Below are 20,776 nucleotides of genomic sequence, written 5' to 3' on the forward strand. Positions count from 1 at the left end.
GGGATCGGTGGTATCCGGAACACGCGGATGGCGCGCGCATGCGGGCGGCACGATCGGCATCTGCGACGTCATGTGCGAGGTCGACGCCGGCGGAACTAACCGGGCCACATCCGGGACACGAACTCGCGCAGCGCGGCGCCACCCCCGCCGATCAGCAGCGCGAAATACACGATCGCCGCCATGTTCATCAGATGGCCGAGCAGCACCAGCAAACCGTCGCGCTGCAGCAGGCCGATCGCCAGGCAGATCAGCGCAATCCCGGGCACGGTGTTGCTGAACGGAACGAAGCCGAACGGCGCCATCAGCAGCAAGGCGCCGAGAATCAGTGCCGCATTGTGGAACGGGCCGGCGCCGCGCCCGTCGCCCAGAGCCGCCAGACGCCCGGGCCGGCAGATGCGCTCGAGCCTGCGCACCCACGTCAGGCCGACGTCCAGCGCGCCGCGCATCCGTCCGGCGGGCACGCGCCGAGCGCGCACCGACGCCGGCAGCCACACGGGCCGCCCGCGTATCCGCGCGACTCCGATCAGCACGATCACCACGCCGAAGACGGTGCTGACACCGGGAATCGAGACCGGAATCAGGAACACCAGGGCCAGCAGGATCACCAGCAGCAGCCCGCCTTGGCCGCCCAGCGCATCGACCAGCGCGCCCACCTCGACGTCGCCGTCGGGCAGGCCCTCGATCAGTGTCTGCAACTGCTCGCGCAGCGACGAGGTGGAGGGGGTGGCCATGTCGAGCGATGCGACGACCGGGCGCCGGTCACCGCGTCCCGGCCGGCGCCGCCAGCAGCGCGCCGAATGCCTCGAGTGCGGCGACACCGACCACGTCGCTGGCGAGCAGCGGCAGTTGCTGCATGGGCAAGGCGGGCAGCGCGGCGCGCAGCGTGTCGAGGTGCGCGGCCTCCTGCGCATGCCGTTCGGCCAGGAAGGCGCCGGCATCGCGCGGTGCCCGCTTGTTGACCACCAGGCCGGCCACGTCGATGCCCGCACGCCGCAACTGCGCGTGCAGTTCGATGGTTTCGAGCACCGGCAGGCGCTCGGCGGCCAGCACGATGAAGAACGCGGTGCGCTCCGGATCGGCCAGCGTGGCGCGCAGATGTTCGAACCGGTGCCGGCGCCGGTGCAGCAGGGACCGGATCGTCTGGTCGCGGTCGGCGGGCGTCGACGCAGGTGCGTCACCACCGAGCGCACGTGCGCCGATGCCGTCGTCGCGGCCGAGACTGCGCAGCGCGGCGCCGAAGCGCTCGCTGCGCTCCTGCCGCTGCAGCAGGCCCTCGGTCCATGCGGTCAGCATCTCCGGCAGTGCCATCAGCCGCGCGGTGTGACCGGACGGCGCGGTATCGAAGACCAGCAGGTCGTAGCGCGACAGCCCGTCGTGCACCAGCTCGGCGATGCGCTCCAGCAGGGCGGCCTCGTGCATGCCGGGCGCGTCCTGCGACAACGACAGATGCTTGCCGACCTCGCCGGCCAGGTGCTCGGGCATCAACCGTCGCAGGGCATCGCCCACCTGCTGCAGATGCGCGGCCACGGTGGCGTCGGGGTCCAGTTCCACCGCATCGAGCCCCGGTACGAGCGGCCGGGGTTCGGGTCCGACCGTGCACTGCCACAGATGGCCGAGATTGTGGGCCGGATCGGTCGACACCAGCAGCACGCGGCGACCGGCGCGGGCCTGGGCGAGCGCGAGCGCCGAGGCCACCGACGTCTTGCCCACCCCACCCTTGCCGCCCACGAACACGACGCGGCGCGCGGCCGCGCGGCTCAGCAGCATGAAACATGGTCCAGCGGCGAGCGCTCCAGGCCCATGCGCCGGTGCCAGGCGTGGAAGCGGTCGTACATCGCCGGCATCAGTTCCAGCGTGTAGTACCCCACCGGATTGGGCACGCCCAGCGATTCGGAGAACACCATCAGCATGAACAGGTCGTCCTCGTCGCGCTGCGCGCGTGCCAGCGTGCGCCGGTAGGGCGCCGCGTAGAACTCGGCCAGGCCCGCCGACAGGCGGGCCCAGCGCGACGGCATGGGCGCATCGCTCACGGCATCAGGCCCGCTCGGACTCCAGCACACCGTCGGGGCCGGCGCCGCCGTCGCGGCCCTTGCGCATCGCCAGGCCCGCTTCGAACGCCACCCACAGCGCCGCGATCAGGATCACGATGTCCATGCCCAGCAACAGCCACTTGCCGTCGTTGTAGAACGTGCCCAGCTGCACCACCAGCGCGTACACCGACATGATCAGCAGGAACACCATCGGGATGCCGGTGAACAGGGGATTGCGTCCCTTGCGGATCAGGATGACGGTGATGATCGCCAGGGTCAGCGCCGCGAGCAGCTGGTTGGTGGTGCCGAACAGCGGCCAGATCACCATGCCGCCCGCGCCGCCGCTGCCCGCGCCGAACGCGAGCGCCAGGCACACCGAAAGCGCGATCAGGGTGCCGAGGATGGTGCCCACCTTGAAGCCCGCCAGTTCGGCGGCCTCCTGCACCACGTAGCGCTGCAGGCGCAGGCCGGTGTCCATCGTGGTCGCGGCGAACAGAATGGCCATCGTCGCCAGCAGCGTGGAGCCGAGGTTCTGCGGCAGACCGAGGCCGGCGGTGATCAGCGCCTCGCCGCCGTTGACGAAGGCGGTGACGTTGCCGCCGCCGAAGCTGCTGTAGACGGCCTGCCAGTCCACCAGCGTGGCGAAGCCGGCGGTGCAGCAGATGATCGCGGCCAGCGACAGCATGCCCTCGCCCACCGCACCGAAATAGCCGACGAAACGCGCGTCGGTTTCCTTGTCGAGCTGCTTGGACGTGGTGCCGGACGCGACCATGCCGTGAAAGCCCGAGATCGCACCGCAGGCGATGGTGACGAACAGCAGCGGCACGATGCTCGGTGTGCCGGCAGGCACGGCACTGTTGAACGCGGGCGCGACGATCGTCGGCGAGGCGATCAGCACCGCGGCGTAGAGGATGCCGAGGCCGATGAACAGCTGGAGTCCGTTGATGTAGTCGCGCGGCTGCAGCAGCACCCACACCGGCAGCAGCGAGGCGATGCCGGCGTAGGTGAACAGCAGCACGATCCAGGTCGAGTTGGCGTTCATGCCCAGCACCGTCTCGGGTAGCACGATGGGATACATGCTGCCCAGCCAGATCAGTGCGTAGAGCACGGCGACGCCGATGACCGAGGGCCACAACAGGCCCATCTTGAACCGGTAGATCAGCTGCCCGATCACCAGCGCGACCACGATCGCGCCCCACACCGGAATCACCGAGGTCGGCGTGGACACCAGCAGGTTGGAGATCACCACCGCGAACGCGGCGTTGACCATCAGCAGCAGCAGGAAGATCACCACCAGGAACAGGTTGCGCCCACGCCGGCCGATGTAGCTGCCGCTGAGCATGCCCATCGATTTGCCGCGGTTGCGCACACTGGCCCACAGGGCGCCGAAATCGTGCATGCCGGCGAAGAACACCGTGCCGAAGACCACCCAGAGGAACGCCGGGCCCCAGCCCCAGATCACCGCGATCGCCGGTCCGACGATCGGCGCCGCGCCGGCCACCGAGGTGAAGTGGTGCCCCCAGAGCACGAACTTGTTGGTCGGCACGTAGTCCACGCCGTCGCGCATGGTGTGCGCGGGCGTCGGGAAATCGGCCTCGAGCCGGTAGATCTTCTCGGCGATGAACTTCGAGTAGAGGAAGTAGCCCAGTGCCAGGATCGTCAGGCCGACGACCAGCAGGATGATCGCGTTCATCTCCAGTACCCCTCTCGTTCGCGGCAGACGACCGCAGCCGGGGAAGGATCGCCGCTGGGGCGTGACGAGGGAACCCCCGAGCCGACGATATCCGCGCGCGCTACGACTAAAGTCTGAGGCGGCGATACCCCCGCGTCGCGCGGAGCGCCCGCCTCAGCCCGGCGGAGTCAGCGAACGGCCGTACTGGTAGGACAGCAGTGCCTTGATCAGGAAGTCCACCTGCAGCGGCTGGCGCGCGTCCACGCGCAGCACCGGAAGGCGATGCCCGCGTGCGAGCAGCGCATCGCGGAATTCGGGCAGCGCGAAGCCGTCGGTGAGATCGGTGCGGGTCACCCCGACCGCGAAACACGCCTGCGGCGCGAGCTCGCCGAAGCGGTGCAGCAGCCGGGTCGTGCTCTCGACGCGGTCGGCGCGCGCCGCATCGACGAGCACGACGATGCCCATCGCGCCCTCGGCCACCATCGGCCACATGAAATCGAGATAGGCCTGCCCGGGCACGCCGTAGACGTGCAGCAGCTCGCCGGTCTCCAGCTCGATCGAGCTGTAGTCCAGGGCCACGGTGGTATGGGTCTTGTCGCCGCCGAAGTCCTCGCTGAGCGGCATCTCGGTGCTGACCGGCTCGCTGTCCGAGATCGCGCGGATCGCCGTCGTCTTGCCTGCGCCCATGTCGCCGACGAACACGAGCTTGGTGGTGACGTTATCCACGGGAACCTCCGAATTGCAGTCCGAACCGGCGCGCGACACGTGCCAGCAAGCTGCCCGTCTGCGGGCTGTGCACCGGCGGGGGCGCCGGCGTCGCGGGTGACGTGCGCGTCGGGCCGGCCACGGCCAGCCCGCTGTGATGCACGGCTGCGAACAGCCGGGCGATGTCGCTGTCCGCAGCGCCGCAGGCCTCGGCCAGGGCGGCCGCCGACCACGGACGCTGCAGCAGACAGGCCACCGGCAGCAGCCAGGTGACCGGGAAGCTGGCGGCATCGAGTGTGGGCCAACCGGACAGACCGAGGCCCGCGCCATCCGGGTATTCGCCCACGGGCTCCGCGCCCGCCGCCGCGGCCTGCCACACGACGGTTTCGAGCGGCGTCGCCGCCGGCAGGCCCTCGGCCACCGGGTCGAAGGCAGTGCGCGCACGCTGTTCGACCCGCCAACCGACGCGCCCGCAGGCTGCGATCAAGGCGCTCGCGTCCTCGGCGCGCGCCAGGTGCACCACGCCGCGCCCGCGATCGATCGCCAGCCGCAGATCGGCGGATTCGAGCAGGGTCACCGTGCCCGGTGTCGCGGCCACGCAGTCGAGCAGACGGCGTGCGTGCGGCGGGCGAGCCGCTTCGACGCGCGTCACCGTGGCGAGCGGCGGCGGCGCGGCTGCCGGTTCGTGCGGCATCGCCTCGTCGCCGAGCAGCAGAAGGAGGCGATCGAACAGCTCCTTGACCGTGGCACCGTGGCGCAGGATGTCGGCATCGGCGTGGACGCCGCGCGCGATCGGCAGCACGGTCACGCCGGTCTCGCGGCCCTGCAGGGCGGCGCGCGCGCCCTCGTCGGTGTCCACGCCGGCGACGAGAAGGCGGATGCCGGCCCCCGGCCAGGCCGAGAGCTGCGCGTGCACGCGCTCGGCCATCAGCAGCGAGCACGCCACTTTGAGCCGGGTCATGTGCAGCAGGTCGAGGCCGGCGGCCGCGATGCTGGCGTGCTGGTAGCGGGGCGACGTCATGGCGCTGCGCGCGCACCGCTGCGCCGGCCGGCGGGGCCGGGCCCGGCGTCGCGATGCAGGGGCGTGAGGCGGCTTACTTGAAATCGAGCGTGCGCTCGAACGCCTTCAGCTCGTGGCGCGCCATCGCCAGGTTCGACTTCGCCCGGTCCAGCGCCACGTAGAGGAACAGCGCGGGGTTGCTCTCCAGCGGACGGATCAGGTGGTACTGATGGCCCAGCGTGATCAGGATGTCCTCGATGGTGTCGTCCAGACCGAGCATCCGGGCGACGTTGCGCTTGGAGCGGATGACTTCGGTATTGCCCGCGGCCGCGACCTCGAGATCCAGCGCGCCGCCGCCGAGGGTGCCCAGCGCCATGCCGCTGTCGCTGTCGACCAGCGCCGCACCGATGAAACCGGCGATGCCGTTGAGCTGATCGAGACTGAGATTGCCTGCCATTGGAATGTCCTTGTGCTGCATGAGGTCGAGCGGAGGAACGATCGCGCACGCACGACGCGTCGCGGATCGGGAGGTGGACTACGGAGTACGGATCAGAGCCGGTCGCGGATGCGCGCAGCGCACTCGCGGGCGGCGAACAGCAGCACGGCCAGGGTGGCCTGATGGTCGCCCAGCACGGCGAGCGTGTAGGGCCGGGTGCCGTTGATGCGGATGACCACCAGACTGCCGTGGCCGGTGGAGATCGTGGCGTGGTCGGCCGCCGACATTCCCACTTCCTTGGCCAGCGTTTCGCCCAGCGTGAGGAACGAGTTGGTCATCGCCGCGACCCGGCGCGGATCCAGACGGGCGTTGGTCCAGTCGGCCACGGCACGGCCGTCGGCGGTGGAGAGCAGCAGCATCGCCACGCCCTTGGCACGCGACTGCACGCGCTCGAACTCGCCGCGGATGGTCTCCGCGTCCGGGCGTGCAGCGCCGGGATCGCGCGCGGTGATGCTGACGACTTTGTCCAGTGTTGCCTGTTGCACGAGAGCGGCCGGGTTCGGGAACGGCGAAGCTTCAAGCAGGAGACGTGCCAAATGCCCGGATACGGCGTGACGGCGGTCAAGGTGAACCGGTGTCCATCCCGCATCGGATCTGCCCGGCCGCGGCATTTTCTGACACGCCACGACGTTGCTCGCGCGATCGCCCTCTGCTACTGGCCGGCCATCAACCGCAGCAGCTGGCCGGTGAAATAGGCCACCACGGTGCCGGTGGCATAGCCCACCGTTCCCAGCAGCACGCCGACCGGCGCCAGGGTCGGATGGAAGGCCGCGGCGATCACCGGCGCCGAGGCCGCCGCGCCGACGTTGCCCATCGAACCCACGCCGACGTAGAACATCGGCGCCCGCACCAGACGCGCCGCGCCCCAGATCACCAGCACGTGCACCGTCATCCAGATCACGCCGATCGCGATGAGTTCGAGCCGGTCGAAGAGCTGGGTGAAATCCATCTGCATGCCGATGCAGGCGATCAGGAAATACAGGAACACCGTGCCGATCTTCGAGGCGCCGGCGCTTTCGAGGCGCCGCACCGGGGTGAAACTCAGGCCCAGCCCGGCGGCCGTCGCCAGCAGCACCACCCAGACGAAGGCCGAGTCCAGGCTCAGCTGCGCGGCCGAGGCGACATTGGCGCCGAACCACGCCGCGAGCGGGGTCGCGATCGCATGCGCCAGCCCGACCAGGCCGAAGGCGACACCGACGATCACCATCAGATCGGTCAAGGTCGGAATGCGCGCGTTGGCCGCCTCGTAGGCGGCCATGCGCGCCTTCATCTCGTCGATCGCACGGGTGTCCGCGCCGGAGCGCGCATCGATCTGCGCCGAACGGTTGGCCAGGAACAGCAGCGTCGCCATCAGCGCACTGGCCATGGCCACGTCGACGACGGCGAACTGGCCGAACAGCGTGGCGTCGACCTCGTACACCTCACGCATCGCCACCATGTTCGCGCCGCCGCCGATCCAGCTGCCGGCGAGCGCGGCCATGCCTTTCCAGGTATCGCCGGCCACGGCCGCCGGCCAGAGCCATTCCATCAGCTGGAACGACACCAGCGCGCCGAGCACGATGCCGAAGGTGCCGGCGACGAACACGAACAACAGCTTGGGGCCGAGGCGCAGGATGCCCTTGAGATCGATCGACAGCGTCAGCAGCACCAGCGCGGCCGGCAGCAGCACCCGACTGGCGACCGGGTTGTAGAGCGCGCTGTTGCCGCCGTCGATCAGACCCACCGTGTTGTAAAACGCCGGCACGAAATAGCACAGCAGCAGCGCCGGCACCCAGGCGAAGAACCTCTTCCAGAACGGCGTCGGCCCGCTGGCCAGCCAGAAGATCAGGCCCAGCGTGGCGGCGATCAGGCCGAACAGGACGATGTCGCTGGTGATCAGCGCGGTGGAGGGCACGGTGGACTCGATCGCCATCGAACGGAGATTCCGAAAAAAGGGGGTTCAAAGAAGAACGGCCGGCTTGGAGCCGGCCGTTCGGTCACGCTTACTCGCCGATGTGCTGCCTGAGCCAGGCATTGACGGTGTCGTGCCAGAGGATGCTGTTGGCCGGCTTGAGCACCCAGTGGTTCTCGTCCGGGAAGTACAGCAGCTTCGACTCGACGCCCTTGCGCTGCAGCGCGGTGAACGAGGACAGGCTCTGGTCGATCGGCACGCGGAAATCGTTCTGCCCGGCGACGACGAGGGTCGGCGTCACCCACTTCTCGATGTGCCGGGCCGGGTTGAATTTCTCGTAGGCACGCGGGTTTTCCGCGACGGTGCCGCCGAACTCCCATTCGGTGAACCACAGCTCCTCGGTCACCAGGCCCATCGAGCGGGTGTCGAACACGCCGTTGTGGTTGACCAGGCACTTGAACGGCGCATTGCCGCGGCGGTCGAACCAGTTGCCGGCGATCCAGTTGACCATGTAGCCGCCGTAGCTCGCGCCGAGTGCGCAGGCCCGGTCGCCGTCGAGGAAGGCGTAGCGCTGCTGCGCTGCCGCCCACCCTTTCTGCAGATCCTCGAGCGGCTTGCCGCCCCAGTCACCGGTGATCGCATCGGTGAAGGCCTGGCCGTAACCGGTGGAGCCGTGGAAATCGATCATCACCACCGCATAGCCCTGCCCGGCGTAGGTCTGCGCGTTCCAGCGGTAGCTCCAGCTGTTGGCCATGCTGCCCTGGGGGCCGCCGTGGATCAGGAAGGCGACCGGATAGGTCTGGCCTTCCTGGTAGTTCCAGGGCTTGACCACGTAGCCGTAGACGGTGGCATTGCCGGCGCCGCGGAACGAGAACTGCTCGGCGGCGCCGAACGTCACATCGGGCAGGCGCTCGGCCGCCGTCTCGGTGATCTTGCGCAGCGGCGGTTCGCCCTCGCCCGCTTCGCCGAGCTGCTGCAGCGACGCGGTGTAGAGCACGTCGCCGGTCTGCAGGCTGTTGCGGGTGAGCGCAACGGTGTCGCCCTTGACCGTGAACGACGACACCGAGCCGTTGCCGACCAGCGGCGTGACCGTGCCATCGTCGATGTCTACGCGGAACAGCGGGTACTGGCCGGTGTCCTGCGCCGCGACATACAGCGCGCGGCCGTCGGCCGACGGCGCGATGCTGCTCGGCGACCGGTCCCAGCGCGGGGCGATCTCGCGCGCCTGGCCGCTGGCCAGATCCAGCGCCATGAGCGCATAGCGGTCGGCCTCGAAGCCCGCGCGCTTCATCGCGCGATAGAACAGCGTGCCGCCGTCCGCACTGAACACCGGGCCGGTGTCGGTGGCGGGGTTGGCCTCGGTGAGGTTCACCGGCGCGGTGTCGCCGACGGCGTCGATGCGGTAGAGATCGAAGTTGGTCGACCACGGCTCGGTGCGCCCGGCGATGCGCACGGTGGCCACCAGCGAGCGGCCGTCCGGCGCCCAGGTGTAGTCGTCGGCGCCGCCGAAGGGCTTGGACGGAATGTCGCCATCCAGCGCATGGCCCAGCGCGCGCACGGTCCTGACCGCGGCTGCGCGCGCGGCCGGCAGGTCGGCGACGAACAGGCGGCTGCGGGTGCCGTCGCGCCAGGTGTCCCAGTGACGCACGAACAGCTGGTCGTAGACCACGCCCGAGGCCGGTGCGTCCTTGCGCTCGGCCAGGCGCGTCCGCGTGCAGGCGAGGTCCGCGCCGCAGTCGGCGAAGGTGTCGGCGCTCAGCGCCACGCGCGTGCCGTCGGGCGAGAGCCGGTAGCTGCCGACGTCGACGGCGACATCGGTGAGCTGACGCGGCGTGCCCCCGGCGAGCGGCATCGAATAGAGCTGCGAGCTGCCGTTCTTGGCGCTGAGGAAATACAGGGTCTGGCCGTCGGGCGACAGCGACGGCGAGTTGACGTTCCAGCCTGCCGGCGTGACCCGGCGCGGCGGCGCCATGTCACGCGTGACCAGATTGCGCGTGTAGATCGCGGTCTCGGCCTTGCTGCCGTCGGCCTCGGCGCTGCGCTGGGCGAACACCAGCTGGCGACCATCGTCCGACAGCACCGGCGAGGACACGCGGTCGATCGAGACGAGGTCGCGGACGTCCAGTCCCCGGGTCTGCGCGGCCAGGGGCAGCGCGGCGAGCAGGCACAGGGGCAACACGGCGAGACGCAGGGACATGGCGCGGACTCCGGACAAAGAGCCCGAATGGTAGGCCGGGGCCGCGATGCAGGCAAAGCGGCCGGGGCGCGCACGCGTTCAAGGCGCGCGCACCGGCGCGCCCGTACACGGCACGCCGGGTGCGCGGCCACGCGCGTGGCTCACTCCAGGGCGGTGTCGCCGCCCAGATGTCCGGCCAGAAACGCCAGCAACCGCGTATAGAACGCGCGGCGGTTTTCCGGCTTGTAGAAGCCGTGGCCCTCGTTGGCGACGTAGAGGGTGTCCACCGGGACGCCGGCCGCGCGCAGTGCGCGCTCCATCCGCCGGGTGTGTTCGACCGGCGCGATCTCGTCCTCGCCACCCGCCACCAGCAGCACCGGCGCCTGGATGCGGTCGGCCAGACGCGTCGGCGAACGGGCCGAGAGCTGGGCGGTATCGGTGCCGACCCATTCGTCGAGCCAGGTGCGCGCAGACGTCCCACCCCGCCGGTCCTGGGTGCGCATCAGCGGCAGGTCGTAGACGCCGACATAGCCCACGGCGCAGCGATACAGATCCGGCTCCCGGGCGACGCCCATCAAGGCAGCGTAGCCGCCGTAGCTGGCGCCGTAGATGCAGATCCGCTGCGCGTCGGCGTGGCCCTGGGCGACGGCCCAGCGCGTGGCGTCGGTCAGGTCGTCCTGCATCGTGCCGCCCCACTGACGCGCACCGGCTTGGCGGAACGCGCGCCCGTAGTTGCCGGAGCCACGGAAGTTCACCTGCAGCACCGCATAGCCCGCCTGGGCCAGCACCTGGGCGTCGGAATCGAACGCCCAGTCATCGAAGATGCCGAACGGACCGCCGTGCGGCATCACCACCAGCGGCAGCGGCGCATTCCCCGCGGCGGCGGGACGGGTGAGATAGCCGTGCAGCGGCAGGCCGTCGCGCGCCTGCAGCGAGACCGCTTGCATCGTCGCCATCCGCGCGGGATCGATCCGCGCCCGGCGCGGCAGCACGAAGTCCGCCTGACGGGCGGCGACGTCGAAGGTGTAGAAACTGCCGGGATCGGTGTCGCTGGTGACCAGCAGCATCTGGGTACCCGCGTCACGCGTGGCCGATGCGACCCGGACGACGTGCCCGGGAAAGGCGTTTTCCAGCATGCGCATGCGCCTCGCATCATCGCCCGTCTCGTCGAAGAAGGCGGTACGCGGCGGCGCACCCAGATACCGCACGCCGATCGCCGCGACCGTCCCCGGACGCATGATCAGTTCGGGATCCACGGCCGCATCGCGCGCCAGCTCGCGACGCTCGCCGCTGGCGATCGTCCAGGCGATCACGGCATCCGGTCCACGCGGCTGTGACACCTGCAGGTAAGCAACCGTATCGTCTTCCGAGAATCCGATCGGCACCTCGACACGACCGCTCTCGCGCTCGTCGTTGATCAGCTGCCAGTCGGCGCCGCGCCGCTCGCGGTAGTAGAGGCGGCTGATGTTGTCGCCTCGGGCGCCGACCGCGAAACGGATCTCGCCGGTGTGGTCGGCGAGGAACTGCCCGCGGTAGACCGGCGCGGTCGCGATCGTCGTGCGGCGACCGGTCTGCACGTCCATGCGGTCGACGCGGGTGAGCGGATCCTTCGAGAACGGCGACACGGCGACCAGCACGTGGCGGGGATCGTCCGGCAGCAGATCGATCGGCCAGGCGTGGACGAACTCCTCCTTCGCCGACGAACGGATATTGGTCCCCACGCTGCTCTCGCGCACGCGATAGCCGACCAGCAGCTGCGGCCGGCTGCCATCGACGTTCATCGCGAACAGCTCGCCGGTCGGCAAGGGGAAGTCACGCGCGCCGAAACGCTCGGCGAGGCCGAACATCAGGCGCTGGTCACCCACCCACCAGAAATCGGCGATGTGCGTATTGCGCGGCAGTTGGTGGCTGCCGACGATCGTCTGGTCGGAGCGGCGCATGACCGCGACCGCCGATCGCTCGCCCAGCGGCAACGTCGCCGCATAGAACTCCCCGGTCGGCGAAATCTTGATGTCGCGAACGCCGTCGTCCTGGACGAACGGCGCCAGATCCACCTGCGCCTGGACGCCTGATGCGACGAAGGCCAGTACACACACGCACACCCATTGCAGTCCCTTGCGGACCATACACGCTCTCCGGCTGCTGATACCGCGCCTCCGACCGTCGACGACGGCCTCCCCAGACACGGCGCCCGGCCATGGTAGTCAGTGCGCGAGCGTCCGCAATCAACACGGTCACGGTTCGCGACTACCGGCCGGGCAGCACGACGAGACGCGGTGGCATTGCGGTGTGATGCAGTGATCGCGCCGCGCTCAGGCCGGCTTGCGGGCCCCCTGGATGGCATCGGCCAGCCGCTTCTGCGCGGGCGACCGGTCCTGGGGCGGCGTATGCAGCAGTGGCGCCACATACCGATCGCGGACGTCCTGTGCGTCTCCGCCGCGGTCGATGGCATCCATCGCCTCGGACAACCGCCAGGCCGTCTCCACGGTCTTCCAGTCCTGCGCGCCCTGGGCGCCGAGGCGCCACTGCAGAAGGGTCTCCAGCGAGGCGATCTCCAATGCCCGGTTCCCCGTCTCGCGCGCGATCATTCCGCGGATATCCATCGCATCCTGCGCCGTCGGGTGCCCCGGACCGAGCACACGTTCCGCTTCGGGTAGCAGACGCTCGAGCAGCGCCAGCGCCTCGGCGGAACGGCCTGCCTGATGCAGGGTGGCGGCATTGTTGCTGCGTATCGACAAGGTATCGGGATGTCCGGGTCCCAAGACCCGGGTACGCACGTCGATCACCTCGGACTGGAACCGCAGGGCATCGTCGAACCGCCCCATCTTCGCCAGAAACGAGGCGTTGTTGAGCCGGCTGCGGAGGGTCTGGCCGTGGCTCGGCCCCAGCACACGCATGTTGGCTTCGAGCACTCCGCTGGCCAGCTTCAACGCTTCCTCGCTCTGCCCGGCTGCATCGAGCATGTTGGCGAGGTTGCCACGCGCCGCCAGCGCGAGGGGATGTTCGCTGCCGAGCCGGCGTGCGTCGTCGTCGACGATTCCGCGCTGCAGGGCGATCGCACCATCGTGATCACCCGACTGCACACGTGCGATGGCCAGATTCTGCTTGACGGCCCGGGTGTCCGGATGAAGCGCGCCGAACACACGCACGTGCAAGGGAAGCAGTTCTTCCAGAAGTGCGATCGCCGCAGGCCGCTCACCGATGCGCACCAGCACGATGGCCAGGCTGTTCGCGATTTCCAGCGTGACTTCGGCATCTTCGCCGACGCGTTCACGGCTGTGCTGCAACAGGGTCTCGAGTTTTGCCCGATGGGCACGCGGATCGTCGACGGTTCGCGCAACGGCTTCGTCGAATTCGAACCTCACTCGCAGCGGATCGCGGTCGTCCAGGGTCACGATGTCCTGGCGCAGCTGGTCCTGCAGCGCCAGCGTCTGGGGTAGATGGTTGCGTCCGGCCAGCAGCAGTTCGGAAATCCGCTGCACGCGTGCACGCAGGGTGGCCGGCGCCCGGTCGCCCAGTACAGACGCGCGTGCATCGGCCACCGCGGCGTAGCCGTCTGCTGCGGCGGCATGGAGCGCGAGCGCCTTGCGCACCCGGGCGACCGACTCGCGCAGGTCGGCGGCGAGCAGCGGTTGATCCGCGAAATCGCGCGCGATCGATGTGTCGGCGCGCTGCAACAGGCTCGTGTCGATCATGCCCCGGGCCAGATCGGCAGGGCCCAGGAGCGCCAGCATCCGGTCGAATGCCTGCGGATCATCGGGCACGGCGCGCTGCAATTGGTCGCGTACCGCGCCCGATAGCGCCACCCCCATCGACTCGATATCGATGTCTTCGAGCATGGACTGCTGGAAGCGCGAGACCGATTCCAGCTGCTTCGCGCGCTCCTCGGCCAGTGCCTGCTGCGCACGCGCACGTTCGAGCCCGTAGAGAGACATGCCCAGCCCCCCCAACAACGCCAGCAGAACGACGGCAGCGGCAGTGATCCCCGCCCGCTGGCGACGCGCGAATTTCCCCAGGCGATACATCCGGCTGGGCGGCACGGCGACCAGCGGCTGTCCATCGAGAAACCGCAGCAGGTCCGCTGCAAGCTCGGTCGCCGAGGCGTAGCGGAGACTGCGGTCGGGCGCAGTCGCTTTGGCCACGACCCAATCGAGTTCGCGCGTCAGCAGGCGCAGCAGCACGCGCGGATCGAGACCGAGTTCGTCCGCGATGCGTTTCTGCTCGAGGGGCGGCAGCGCGGCGAATGTCGCCGACGGGCGGTATGCATGCCGCGCCGCGCGCTCGGGCCGGTGTCCGCACAGCAACTCGTGGAGCAGAACACCGAGCGAATAGATATCGCTACGGGTGTCGATATCGTGGGGCGTCTCGGCCTGCTCGGGACTCATGTAGGCCGGAGTTCCCATCACCCCGGTGGCGTCGGAACTGCCGCCGGACATCATCGATGCGATACCGAAGTCGATGATCTTGGGAAGCGCACGTTCGTCGACCTTCGCAACGAGGATGTTGCTCGGCTTGAGATCGCGGTGCGCCACGCCCTTCTGGTGCGCGTGTTGCACCCCTTCGCAGACCCGTGAGAACAGCCGCAGCCGCGCACGCAATGGCAGCTGCTCCTGGGCGCAGTAGGCGGTGATGGGCGGTCCTTCGATCAGCTCCATCGCCGAATACGGCCGGCCGTCCGCGGTGGTTCCGGCGTCGAAGATCTGCGCAATCGCCGGATGGCGCATCTGCGCGAGCAGTTGCCGCTCGATTTCGAAGTGCGACAGGCTGCGGACGTCGAGCCGACGTGTGCGCAGCAGTTTCAACGCGACCGAGCGCCGGACGGGCACAGCCTGCTCGGCCACGTAGACCTCGCCCATGCCTCCGCGGCCCAGCATCGAGATCAGGCGATACGGTCCGATCCGCTCGCCCACCATTCCGCCCGATTCGTCCCGTAACGATGCACAGGGCAGACCGGTGGTCGCATCCTGCCCGTCGTCCTCTCCGTTCCCCGTCATCGCGCTGTCCCCCGACATCCCCGGGGCGAATTCTAACCACCGTCCCGGGCCGGGCGTCGCGTGTTCATTGTCTGCCCCGGGGGATATGCCGTAGGGTGACCGCTTCGCCCGGGGCACCGTGGGCGAACTCCGGGCTCGCAACGTGCCGGCTCGCGCACGACCCGTTGCGAACGCGTCTCCACACCAGTACGACCGCCGATGACCCACCCCCGCACCGGGCACGCGACGATTCCGCGTCTGCGCCTGCTCGGCATCGCCAGCCTGCCCTCCGCATCGACCGGGATCGATGTCCAGCTGCCATACCGCAAGGGCTGGGCGCTGCTCGGCTACCTCGCGGTGGAGCGCGGCCGCCGCCATTCTCGCGAACAACTGGCCGGCTTGCTGTGGCCCAATCTCGACGGAGCCGCGTCGCGGACCAATCTCCGTCAGGTGCTCAGCGCCTTGCAGCGCGCATTCACCGAACTGGGACTGTCGCACCTCTTGCGCGCGGAGAAGAACACGATCGGACTCGTGCCGTCCGATCCATGCGACCAGGTGTTCGACATCGATCTGCTCGATCCCTTGATCGTGGAGGAAGGCGACCTGATCGACGTTCTGGTCCAAGGCCCGGGCTGGCACCATCGCGGCCTGTTCCTCGAAGGCGTCACCGTGACCGACGGCAGCGACTTCGAGGACTGGCTGGCATTCACTCGTCAGCATTACCAGCGCCGCGAACTGCGGCTGATGTGCCGTCTGCGCGACCGCCTCCGCGCGGACGGCCGTCACGGCGACGCAATCGACCTCGGCTGGCGGATCGTCAAGGCCGACGGCTGGAACGAGGCCCACCATCGCGCGCTGATGGTGCTGCTGGCCGAAGAAGGCTCGCGCCACGAGGCCATGCAGGTCTACACCGATCTCGAGCGCGCGTTGCGCCGGCATCTCGACTGCGCGCCCAGCGCGGAGACCCGCGACCTTCACCGACGCTTGACGGGTCTGCCGACACCCTGAGCGCCCCCGCAATTCCGTCTCCGGTGAATTTTCCCGGCATCTGACGGTGTTCTTACGCTGCGCTGACGCAGTACGCACGACGCCCCCCTAGTGTCGGTTCCGCGATCGCCCGGGCCGTCCGGCGCGATCCCGCCATCTCAGGGGATCCAACATGCAAGCACGACACACCGGCCGCCGGCAGGGCGGTTTCACGCTGGTCGAAATGGCCGTGGTCCTGGTCATCATCGGCGTCATCCTGGGCGCGGTGATGATCGGCCGCGACGTCCAGCGCAACGCCGAATACACCCGCATCAAGCAGAAGTTCGTCGATCAGTGGGTGGTGTCCTACAACAACTATCACCAGCGCCTCGGCGCGCCGATCGGCGACGACCAGAGCGCGCCGCGATTGATGGTCAACGGCTTCAACTACGACGGCGACGGCGACTTCCTCTCCGGCGGCGAGATGTCGGGCGCAACGCCGCCTGATGCCATCTGCCGCGCCAACGCCGGCCCGAACATGGCGCGCGGGTTCCAGTCCGGGGACGACTTCAATCTGCGTGACCTGATGCGCCGAGGCGGCATCACGCTGCCGCCGGGCCGCGGCGACGGCATGGAAGACCGGTACGTCTATCTCGACACCAACGGCAACCCGCAGGAAATCCAGATCTGCTTCCAGTGGAACCCGCCTGGCACCGCGTCCGGCTCGGGCAACGTCATGGTGGTGTCCGGCCTGACCCCGGACCTCGCACGCGCGCTCGACCAGATGATCGACGGCAAGCCGGACGCCCAGAACGGCGCGTTCCGCCAGGAAGGCATCACCCGCGCCACCGGCACGGACGCCAACAGCCCCGGCGTCGAATGGCTCGGCAACAACACGCAGGCCCAGGGTGCGACCAGCAACGACCTCGGTGACAACACGGACACCGAACAGGTGATGACCGTCGTCGCGCACCTCAAGATGAACCAGTAAGTGTCATGGCCGCCTCGCCCTTCCTCATGCAACTGCGGCAGTCGCGGCGCGCCTCGCTGCTGCTGTTCGGAACGACCCTGCTGGCCCTGATCGTCGCCGCCGCGTGGTTCGTCAATGCGCGCTCCAACCTCGCCGAGGCCTATCAGCGCCTGGGCGGCAGCAATCAGCTGCTGTCCGAGGCCCGGGTCCGCGAGCAGGAGGCACGAATGCGGGTGGATTACGCCGAGTCATCGCTGCGGATGCTGGAAGCGGCACGTGCGCAGGGGCTGTCACCGGAGTTCTGGGGCGAACGTCTGATCAACCTGCGGCAGAGCCAGCTCAGCCGCGAGGAAACGCTGCCGATGCTCGACTCGGTGGCGCGATCGCCGGGGCACCTGTTCGGCGCGGACGCGTTCGAGCTGTCGGTGACCCGGCCCGACGAAGGCCTGTTCGACCCGCCGGTCACGAGCGATCGACAGCCCGCGCCGCTGCTGCTGACCCTGCGCGGCAACCTGCTGTTCCGCACCGGCGGCCGCGCCGTCTCCGACTACATCCTCCCGGTGGCCACCCCATGACTCCGCTTTTCGTCGTTCATCAGCAGGGCCGGTGGTTGAGCTTCGATGGTCAGCACGTGGTGCATTCGGACGCGCGCCCGAAATTCGACCGCGCCGCCACCGTGGTCTCCGATTTCGAAGGCGCGGTCAGCAGCGTGGTCTCGCTCGAGGGCAGTCCGGCACATGCCGTCGCCTTGATCGAAAAGCGGTTGCGCTCGGACGGCATGATCGATACCGACGCCAAGATTCTGATCCACAAGACGCGCAGCATCGGTGCCGGTTACCAGACGCTGTTCACCGCGGTTCCGCTGGATCTGTGGCAGCAGACCTACGCCTGGGCCGAGGCCCAACCGGACCACTGCCTGCTCATCCCGTCGACCTCGCTGCTGTGGAAGGCGGTGACATCTGGCCACGGCGTAGTGCTGCAGGCGGGCCGCCAGCTCAGCGTGCTCGCGCTGCACGGGCACGACATGCTTTACCGCACCACCCTGGCCTACAGCGACGACCCCCAGGATCTCGCGATGGCCGCTGGCGCGATGGCCGACCAGCTCGCCGAAGATCTGGCCGCGCTCGAGGACACCATGCATCCGCTGACCCTGCAGTGGTGCCCGGTGCTGGTCGCCCGCCCCGACGACGACGCCCCTTGGACGGACGACATGCTGCGTGAGGTGTTCTCTGCGCGCAGCGGCCTGCAGGTCACCACCGTGCCGCTGCGGCGCGTGCTCGACGCCCAGGGTCGCGAGTACCGCAGTGGTGCCGCCTGGATGGCGTCGGCGTGCGGGCCATCGATCGCGGTCAATCCGGCCGCGACGCGCGCTGCCTACCTGGCAGAACGCGTGCTGCCCTACGCGAGCGCCGCCTCGCTGGTGTTCGCGCTGGTGCTCGGCACCCTGGGCGCGCGCTGGGCGCTGAGCGCCAGTGAAGCCGAGGCGCGTGCGGACCAGTTGAATGCGGAGGTATCGCAGATCGAATCGCGTATCGAGGCGATGCGCGAGAAGGAGCGTCTGCCCGACGGGCACACCGCCGCACTGGCCTTCGTCGAGCGCGCCGCGCGTATCCAGGCCGGGGCCGACCCGGCCGACAGCCTGGCCCGCGTGCGCGATGCCGCCGCTGGCGAGGTGCGCATCCTGCGCCTGCGGATCGACGAGGCCAAGCCCGCGGCGCCCGCCCGCGGCAATCGCCGGCAGTCGAGGAACACCGACACGTCGGCCGCGACGGCAGATGTCCACACCCTGCGCGTGGACGGCGTCGTGGACCCCGGACGCGGCACACCCGGCATGCAGCTGGCCAATTTCGTGGCCCGGTTGCGCATGGCCGGTTACGACCCGCAGCCCGTCGATCCCCTGGGCGGCGGCGGTAACGGCAACCGAGGCAGCGGCGGCAGCTTTTCCTACCTGCTGACCCGCCCGACCGAGCAGCCGCAGGACACACGCTCATGAAGATGAAATTCACTGCGGCACTGGCGCTGGCGATCTGGCTGCTGGTCACCGGTTGGCTGGCGACGATGGTCATCGTCAAGCCGGCCGTGCTGCACCTTGGTAATGACGCCGACGACACCGCCGCCATGGGCGAGCTGCGCGCCGCGATCGAACGCAACCGCAGGGCGCAGGCGCACATCGCGGCGCTCGGCCAGGCCAGCTACCGCGAGGACGGCCGCCAGCTGGTCGCGTTGCAGCCGCTGCCGCGCGTCGTCGAAGCCTCGTCCGGCATCGGCGGCGAGGCCAGGGTCGATGCCGGTCCCGTGCAGCACAACGTCGCGATGGTGCTCGAGACCAATGGCCGGCGCAGCGCGATCGTCAACGGCGAACTGGTGCGCGCCGGCTCGCTGCTCGCCGACGGCTCCCGGGTGCGCGCGATCGGCCAGGGCGCCGTGCGCATCGAGCGCGCGGACGGCGAGCGCACCGACCTGCGCGTGCCGTCAGCGTTGCTGCAGCAGGCGGCCCGGAGCAATGCGCGATGAACACGCGCACCCGAAGCATCGCGATGGCGGCAGCCGCCATCGGTGTCGGTCTGGCGATCGTCCTGGCCGTGCGCTGGCTCGGCACCGGCCCCGGCGTGCCTGCCGCAGGGGGCGGCGAGGCACCGGGGCCGGTCGCCGAACAGGCTGCCGCCGTGGATGCCGGCTCCGAGAGGGAGACCGCGCCGTGGGAGCGCGATCTGTCGTCCACAGCCGCCGGCGCCCTCGCCACCCGCTCCGCGGCCGAGCCGGACGCGCCTGCGATGACGGAGGCGGAGGCGGGACGCGCGGTTGCCGAGTTGCGCGTGCAATCGCGAAACAACATCGAGGGCATTGACCGGCTGCTGGGCGAACTCGATGCATTGGAGCGGACCGGCCAGGCACCGGCGGATGTCAGTCTGGGTGCACTGCGCGACAACCTGCGCATCGCCCGGCGCGCCCAGGAACTGGCCCAGGAACTGGCCGAGTCGACCCAGCAGCCTGCATCGCCGCGGACCGAACAGCGCCAGGCCGAGATCGTCGCCGAACTGCAGCAGCTGCAGGGTCAGGTCCGCTACGACGTGTCCGGCCCCGCCGGGCCCGCGGCGCGCGCGGTGGGAGCGCAGTGACATGCGTCGACCTCGTCGCCCGTCTTCGGTCCGCATCGCCGCTGGCGGCTTCACGCTTGTCGAGCTGTCCGTGGTTCTCGCGGTGCTGGGCGTGATGGCGGTCGCCATGACATCGGCATTCGGGGGGATCCACCAGGCCCGCGAGCAGAGCGCCGCACGCGCCCAGGCCGAAACCGCCCGCCAGGCGCTGCGCGCCTTCGCGCTGCGCAACAAGCGCCTGCCCTGCCCGGACACCTCGGCCCACGGCGACAGCGGGCGCGAAGCCGGCGGCGGGAGCTGCAACGCCGATGTCCGTATCGGCTGGCTGCCCTATGAAAGCCTGGGCCTCGATGTCCCCACGCGGGCCGAGCGACTGCGCTACGGCGTCTATCGCAGCGCAGTAGGCGCGGACCTGGTCGCACCGCAAGCCGCAGGGGCCGAAGAACACGATTTCGAAGGCATGGCCGGCTTCATCACCGCGCTCACTGCCGCCACCGTCGCGGCGTCCTCGCCGGTGCAGCCCTATTACGTGGCGTACACCGGCAGCCACACCTGCATGGCGAGCCCGATCGCGCCGCTGGTCAATCCCGCCTTCGTAGTGGTGGTGCCGGCCACCGACCGCGATGGCACGGGCACGAACTTCGACGGCGACACCCACCACGGATTCGCCACCGGCAGCACGACCTGCGTGTCCGCACCCGACCGCGCCGCCGACATGGCCTACGACGACGTCGTCGTGGCCGAAAGCCAGGCCGCCCTTCTGGGCTGGCTGATGACGACCCGCCGCTGATCCGCACAC

Annotated in this window: 19 protein-coding genes; 7 read left to right on the top strand and 12 right to left on the bottom strand. The window is 69.6% G+C overall.

Annotated elements, in window-relative coordinates; translation table 11 throughout:
- Positions 1-95: 95 nt before the first annotated feature.
- The 12 genes from PQS31_RS03575 to PQS31_RS03630 form a co-directional block, all read right to left on the bottom strand.
- Entirely contained in the window at positions 96-731 is a 636-nt protein-coding gene (locus PQS31_RS03575; protein WP_272761294.1) for an exopolysaccharide biosynthesis protein, read from the bottom strand.
- A 28-nt stretch (positions 732-759) separates the two neighbouring features.
- A complete protein-coding gene (locus tag PQS31_RS03580) occupies positions 760-1,767 on the bottom strand; it encodes an ArsA family ATPase (protein WP_272761295.1) in 1,008 nt (335 codons plus the stop codon).
- Entirely contained in the window at positions 1,758-2,030 is a 273-nt protein-coding gene (locus PQS31_RS03585) for a cory-CC-star protein (protein WP_272761296.1), read from the bottom strand. Before PQS31_RS03585 ends, PQS31_RS03580 begins: the two co-directional genes overlap by 10 nt.
- Positions 2,031-2,034: 4 nt before the next feature.
- Positions 2,035-3,723 (bottom strand): carbon starvation protein A, encoded by a 1,689-nt coding sequence (locus PQS31_RS03590; RefSeq protein WP_272761297.1) that lies wholly within the window; start codon positions 3,721-3,723, stop codon positions 2,035-2,037.
- Between the two features lie 153 nt (positions 3,724-3,876).
- Positions 3,877-4,389, bottom strand: a complete 513-nt coding sequence (locus PQS31_RS03595; RefSeq protein ID WP_336314323.1) for an ATP/GTP-binding protein — start codon at positions 4,387-4,389, stop codon at positions 3,877-3,879.
- Between the two features lie 31 nt (positions 4,390-4,420).
- Positions 4,421-5,428: a hypothetical protein gene (locus PQS31_RS03600; RefSeq protein ID WP_272761299.1), complete on the bottom strand. Its 1,008-nt coding sequence runs from the start codon at positions 5,426-5,428 to the stop codon at positions 4,421-4,423.
- Between the two features lie 73 nt (positions 5,429-5,501).
- Positions 5,502-5,864, bottom strand: a complete 363-nt coding sequence (locus PQS31_RS03605; RefSeq protein ID WP_272761300.1) for a roadblock/LC7 domain-containing protein — start codon at positions 5,862-5,864, stop codon at positions 5,502-5,504.
- A 92-nt stretch (positions 5,865-5,956) separates the two neighbouring features.
- Positions 5,957-6,388, bottom strand: coding sequence for a roadblock/LC7 domain-containing protein (locus PQS31_RS03610; RefSeq protein ID WP_272761301.1), 432 nt, complete (start codon positions 6,386-6,388; stop codon positions 5,957-5,959).
- A 167-nt stretch (positions 6,389-6,555) separates the two neighbouring features.
- Positions 6,556-7,815 (bottom strand): DUF819 family protein, encoded by a 1,260-nt coding sequence (locus tag PQS31_RS03615; protein WP_272761302.1) that lies wholly within the window; start codon positions 7,813-7,815, stop codon positions 6,556-6,558.
- Between the two features lie 70 nt (positions 7,816-7,885).
- A complete protein-coding gene (locus PQS31_RS03620) occupies positions 7,886-9,991 on the bottom strand; it encodes a S9 family peptidase (RefSeq protein ID WP_272761303.1) in 2,106 nt (701 codons plus the stop codon).
- A gap of 140 nt (positions 9,992-10,131) precedes the next feature.
- Positions 10,132-12,096 carry a S9 family peptidase gene (locus PQS31_RS03625; RefSeq protein WP_272761304.1) on the bottom strand — a complete coding sequence of 655 codons (1,965 nt, stop codon included), beginning with the start codon at positions 12,094-12,096 and terminating at the stop codon, positions 10,132-10,134.
- A gap of 186 nt (positions 12,097-12,282) precedes the next feature.
- Complete coding sequence (locus PQS31_RS03630; RefSeq protein WP_272761305.1) at positions 12,283-15,321, bottom strand: serine/threonine-protein kinase; 3,039 nt, start codon at positions 15,319-15,321, stop codon at positions 12,283-12,285.
- 21 nt (positions 15,322-15,342) lie between these two features.
- Between PQS31_RS03630 and PQS31_RS03635 the strand changes: the two genes are divergently transcribed.
- The 7 genes from PQS31_RS03635 to PQS31_RS03665 all read left to right on the top strand — a co-directional run bounded on the left by PQS31_RS03635 (position 15,343) and on the right by PQS31_RS03665 (position 20,767).
- Positions 15,343-15,951 carry a bacterial transcriptional activator domain-containing protein gene (locus PQS31_RS03635; RefSeq protein ID WP_272761306.1) on the top strand — a complete coding sequence of 203 codons (609 nt, stop codon included), beginning with the start codon at positions 15,343-15,345 and terminating at the stop codon, positions 15,949-15,951.
- 151 nt (positions 15,952-16,102) lie between these two features.
- Positions 16,103-16,900, top strand: a complete 798-nt coding sequence (locus tag PQS31_RS03640) for a prepilin-type N-terminal cleavage/methylation domain-containing protein (protein WP_272761307.1) — start codon at positions 16,103-16,105, stop codon at positions 16,898-16,900.
- A 5-nt stretch (positions 16,901-16,905) separates the two neighbouring features.
- Complete coding sequence (locus tag PQS31_RS03645; RefSeq protein ID WP_272761308.1) at positions 16,906-17,454, top strand: hypothetical protein; 549 nt, start codon at positions 16,906-16,908, stop codon at positions 17,452-17,454.
- Positions 17,451-18,872 carry a hypothetical protein gene (locus PQS31_RS03650; protein ID WP_272761309.1) on the top strand — a complete coding sequence of 474 codons (1,422 nt, stop codon included), beginning with the start codon at positions 17,451-17,453 and terminating at the stop codon, positions 18,870-18,872. The genes PQS31_RS03645 and PQS31_RS03650 overlap by 4 nt, the downstream gene beginning before the upstream one ends.
- On the top strand, positions 18,869-19,393 hold the full coding sequence (locus PQS31_RS03655) for a hypothetical protein (protein WP_272761310.1): 525 nt from the start codon (positions 18,869-18,871) through the stop codon (positions 19,391-19,393). The genes PQS31_RS03650 and PQS31_RS03655 overlap by 4 nt, the downstream gene beginning before the upstream one ends.
- A complete protein-coding gene (locus PQS31_RS03660; RefSeq protein ID WP_272761311.1) occupies positions 19,390-19,998 on the top strand; it encodes a hypothetical protein in 609 nt (202 codons plus the stop codon). The genes PQS31_RS03655 and PQS31_RS03660 overlap by 4 nt, the downstream gene beginning before the upstream one ends.
- Before the next feature lies 1 nt (position 19,999).
- Positions 20,000-20,767, top strand: coding sequence for a type II secretion system protein (locus PQS31_RS03665; protein ID WP_272761312.1), 768 nt, complete (start codon positions 20,000-20,002; stop codon positions 20,765-20,767).
- Positions 20,768-20,776: the final 9 nt, after the last annotated feature.

Origin of the sequence: Luteimonas sp. BLCC-B24 (assembly GCF_028550595.1) — a bacterium.
Classification (GTDB): domain Bacteria; phylum Pseudomonadota; class Gammaproteobacteria; order Xanthomonadales; family Xanthomonadaceae; genus Luteimonas.